This is a genomic window from Acidimicrobiia bacterium (genome assembly GCA_029210695.1).
Classification (GTDB): Bacteria; Actinomycetota; Acidimicrobiia; order Spongiisociales; family JAHEDJ01; genus JAHEDJ01.
This window is the reverse complement of record JARGFH010000120.1, coordinates 1-4,194: the sequence shown is the minus strand read 5'-3', so window position 1 is coordinate 4,194 and position 4,194 is coordinate 1. Positions and strand designations below refer to the sequence as shown.

Genomic DNA, 4,194 nt, shown 5'->3' with positions numbered 1-4,194 from the left:
AGATAGCCGTGCCCGTTGGCGGACTCGATTGCCCACTTTCGCTGTGGGAACTGCTCCGCCCAGGCCAACAGCTCGCTGGTCTGACGGCGGCTGGCACGGACCTCGAGCTCCGCCACCGCCTCCTCGCTACCGTTCACCGCCGCCGCGGCATGAGAACCCTTCGCGGGGTCGATTCCAATCATCACCGACATGACACACCTCCTCTGGTTCGGGGGTCGGTGGATCTGACGGTGGGCACTCCTGATACGGTCCTGCGTGCTACGCCTGTTTCGAGCCACACCGCCAGCAGAGATCCCGGCGAGCACGACAGCTCGCTCGAAAGCCAACCCTCACGGGCGGCAGGCACGTCGAGAGCGACACCCACCGGGACCCCTGCAACGTTACGGAACCAACTCCCGCAACGCCCCTACAGCCCTATCAGGCACGTAGGCGTGCGGCGCCTCGCTTCAGTGCGGTCACTGGTGGTGGTCTGGTCGATGGTCGATGAATGCGTTGGGGAACCGGGCGGCCGTAGGTAGCGTTCAAGTTGCATGGCACAGGAGACAGGCTGGTCGGACCGGTGGCTACACGTCGTGGCCGCCGTTGTTGTGTCGGTGTGGGTCTCTGGCTGTGGCGAGGCTGCCGTTTCCTCATCGACGGCTCCCTCATCGACGACTAGTTCTGTGGTAGTCCTGACGACGAGTTCAACAACCTTGACGACGTCCACCACGGCGGGGTCGAGCTTCGAGGAGGCTTCTTTGCCGCTGGTTGCGGAGGAGGTGGTGGCTTCCGACGACGGGATATTCCTGGTTTTGCATGGGGATGGGGCGCCGATCGTGCAGTTGTGGGATGAGCCGACGGCGGTGGCGTTCATGGTTGGCGAGGGTCTGGTGGTTGCCCAGCGGTCGACCGATACGGGTGGTGTGTACCCGCGGTGGGTTGAGGGTCCCATCTTGGTGTTTGACCCGGCCGGGGTCAGGCCCTTGCCGATGAGTGCGGGCCAGCTCAGGTTATTTGATGCAGGTGTGGTCGATGGTCGGGCGGTGGCGCTCGCTACCTCGACGGTCGAGGGTGGCCCCGACGACCGCGACGTGCGGCTTCTGTTGGTGGATCTGGTCACCGGTGTTTCAACCGATCTGGGGTCGGTCGGTGGTTGGGAGTCGGGGGTGAGTCAAGCGCGGCTTGCCGGCGAGAAAGTGGCGTTGGTGAGTGGAGGCGAGGGACGGCAGGGTTTCGGAGTGAGGTCGATGGATGGTACGGAGGTCTGGGCCTTGCCACCTGGTCCGGAAGCATCGCTCGCCATCGTCGTGAAGGACGGCGAAGTGACCCTGCTGGAATCCGGGTTTGTGGGCTCCGACTCGACGCTCACCTTGACCCGCTACGACATCGAGGACGGTTCCAATCTCGACGCCAGGACCGTCACCCTGAGATACGGTGATGGGGTGCGCATCGACGGCGGGTTCTGTTTCACGGCGGAGTGGTTGGGCGAAGCGCTGGTCTGTGATCAAACCTATGGCGGGCCGCTGCTTATCGACAAGTCCGGGGCGGTCGCCTACTTCGGTGGATTCGACCGGGGAGTGTTGACCGTGCCACGGGCAGGCCCGCTCCGCAGTTGTGATTCGGAGCGGGCGATCGGCGGGGATTTCGACGGGGACGGTATGACCGATCTGGCCATCTTCGACACTGGACCCCTGGAATTAGTGGTGTGCACCGCCCAATCGACCTATGCGGTTCCCGGGTCGGGTCACGGTGAGGTGTTGATCGCCGCCGATCTCAATGGTGACAGGATCGATGAGATCCTCACCGGCGGTACTGCCGCCTGGGGTGCAGGCGCAGATGTGCTCGCCATCGTTGATGGTGTCCTCGACTACGTGCACACCCCCGACGGGAAGCATCTCACCCTCTGGGAAGGCTTGCCCCCGCATGGGTTCCTCGCCTACGGATGCGGCGACTTCACCGACAACGGGAAACGGGAAGTCGCCATCATCGATGGCACGCTGCTGTCCGCCACCGAAGCCTCGTGGGAACGGTCCATCTACCGGATTGAGGGTCACGACGCCATCCAGGTAGGAACCGACAGCGGGACCTTCGACCCGTCCGGGTCGACTGATCCGCTTTCAAGCCCGGAGATCACAAACCTCCTCGGTGATCGCTGCTGGACCACCGACAGCTAACAGAAGCCCTCGGTCCAGCGCCCATATCGCCAAATCGGGGACAAGAACGCACATTCCGCCGAGTGCTCAGTATCGGCACGTATCGATTGGGTTGAAGACGCGGCGAGCGCCGACGCTAGACGTGTGGAAGGACTCGGGTGACTCCCGGTTGTGAACCCGTGTACAGGAAGGGGACCGTTTCCATCGCTGATTGTGACGACCTTTGGGGGTGTAACGTCTGTGTCCCTATCGGCGAAGAGTAGATATGACACCCGCAGTAGGAGGGACGCCAGCCTTCGCTGTTGCCGACATCGGGCATGACCCGGACGCTCTCGAGGCGTTTTACCGCCAGCACCTCGAGCAGGTGCAGCGGTTTGTTGCTCGTAGGACTGCCGACCCGGAGACTGCAGCTGACCTCACCGCCGACGTGTTCTTGGCTGCGATTGACAGTTCGCATCGGTATAAGCCCGATTTGGGGAGCCCTGCTGGCTGGCTGTACGGCATCGCTCGCCATGTCGTTGCCAGCCATCACCGTTCCGCTTATCGACGAGCGCGGGCCACCGCCAGATTCCGTGCTCGTGAGTGGCTCGACGACGAAGCTACCGAACACCTGGTTGCCCGGATCGATGCGGAGCGTAAAGCTCGCGCGGTGGTCGAGGCACTGGCGGACCTGCCTGAAGGGCAGCGTGCTGTCGTTGAACTCGTCGCCGTGGACGGGCTCAGACTCGACGAGGCGGCGCAAGCCCTCGGCATTTCGCCCAACAACGCTCGGGTGCGATACCACCGCGCCCGTCGGCGTTTGACCCAAACAGTCCCAAGCATCATCGAGGTGATCTCATGAGTACCCAACTCGACTCTTTCGAAAAGCGGCTCCTGGCTGAACTGCGTGACTACGTAGCCGAACCCGGTGCGGCCGGACGTCGCCATGAGCAACGGTCGCAACGCCTCGGTGCTTTCCGGTATGTCCTGCGAGGCATCGCAGTGGCTGCCGCGATTGGGGCCATTCTTATGGTGCCCGGTCTCGGCTCAACCCCTGCCTACTCCGTGGGTGAGGGCAACGCCGGCGAGGTCCACGTCCAGATCAACCGGCCCGAAGACGCTGCGGGTCTTGAGCGAGCGTTGAAGGAACATGGCATCAACGCTGACATCACCTACCTTCCCGCCCTACAGACCTGCGCCCCGGGCCGATACACAGAGGTGGACCGAGAGACCAACATGATGGTCAGCATCAGCGAGCAACACATCTCGGTGACCCTGGCCCCCGACACTGTCCGCGACGGTGAGACCTTTGTTCTCACCTGGTCGGTCGAACCCCTGACTGACAAAGAGCTGGAACAGATCGGTACCCAAGACGGCGAGAACGCGGTCGGCGGCTTTTCAACCAAGGGCGATTTCGCTGTTGCGACAGGTGCAGTGGCACCGTGCCAACCAATAGCTGACAAGTGACGTGGATCGGACACCGGTCCCAAAGGCACTCCCACCCGTCTAAGACCCGAATTCGAGAGACTGACAGCCCTGATCCTAAGAGTCGGCACGTCCAGACCGAATAGCGCATATCACCCTGATCCCGAGCGAAACCGCCCATGTATCTGGAACCGCTCAATATCGGCACGTCGGCGAGCGCGGTGCCGGCCACTCAGCGTAACGAAGAGGACTCACGAAACTGTTGTGTTTCGTCCATTTGATACGGGGACCCCATAACGCACCTCACAACCACCCGTCCCCGAACGGCACTTCGAGGAGCGGGTACTCCGAGAGCACATCGACCATGGAACGTGAGGGCACCCCCTGCCCGACAGCCAGTTACACCGTTCTCCGACATGCCCTTTCGGGAAGCGCCGGGTCATTCCTCCAGGCCGAGGTGACGACGGAGGATGTTGGGTCGCATGGTGATTCCCCCGCTGGTGGGTATCCGGTCGAACGACCGGAGTAGGGCGATGAGGTCTTCTCGGCGGGTAGGGTCGACGGCTGCTTGGCGGGGTGTGATCCCTCCCAGGGCAGGGACTTCTTCGCCGATCCACCGCCGTTCCATCATGTCGAGGATCTGTTCCACTATCTCCGG

The 4,194-nt window shown here is 62.8% G+C and carries 5 protein-coding genes; 3 read left to right on the top strand and 2 right to left on the bottom strand.

The annotated features are described in order from the left end of the window. On the bottom strand, nucleotides 1–191 hold a 191-nt coding region (locus P1T08_18365; protein MDF1598040.1), incomplete at its 3' end, for an IS110 family transposase. A gap of 339 nt (nucleotides 192–530) precedes the next feature. Between P1T08_18365 and P1T08_18360 the strand changes: the two genes are divergently transcribed. From P1T08_18360 to P1T08_18350, 3 genes are all read left to right on the top strand, one after another. Then, nucleotides 531–2,153: a VCBS repeat-containing protein gene (locus P1T08_18360; GenBank protein ID MDF1598039.1), complete on the top strand. Its 1,623-nt coding sequence runs from the start codon at nucleotides 531–533 to the stop codon at nucleotides 2,151–2,153. Nucleotides 2,154–2,397: 244 nt separating this feature from the next. Further along, nucleotides 2,398–2,973 (top strand): RNA polymerase sigma factor, encoded by a 576-nt coding sequence (locus P1T08_18355; protein MDF1598038.1) that lies wholly within the window; start codon nucleotides 2,398–2,400, stop codon nucleotides 2,971–2,973. Further along, nucleotides 2,970–3,578, top strand: a complete 609-nt coding sequence (locus tag P1T08_18350) for a hypothetical protein (GenBank protein MDF1598037.1) — start codon at nucleotides 2,970–2,972, stop codon at nucleotides 3,576–3,578. Before P1T08_18355 ends, P1T08_18350 begins: the two co-directional genes overlap by 4 nt. A gap of 397 nt (nucleotides 3,579–3,975) precedes the next feature. Here the strand turns inward: P1T08_18350 and P1T08_18345 are convergent. After that, a partial coding sequence (locus P1T08_18345; protein MDF1598036.1) for a hypothetical protein occupies nucleotides 3,976–4,194 on the bottom strand: 219 nt, incomplete at its 5' end.

Coding starts and splice junctions, on each gene's coding strand:
- P1T08_18360 (MDF1598039.1), top strand. CDS start 531: ATGGCACAGGAGACAGGCTGGTCGGACCGGTGGCTACACGTCGTGGCC.
- P1T08_18355 (MDF1598038.1), top strand. CDS start 2,398: ATGACACCCGCAGTAGGAGGGACGCCAGCCTTCGCTGTTGCCGACATC.
- P1T08_18350 (MDF1598037.1), top strand. CDS start 2,970: ATGAGTACCCAACTCGACTCTTTCGAAAAGCGGCTCCTGGCTGAACTG.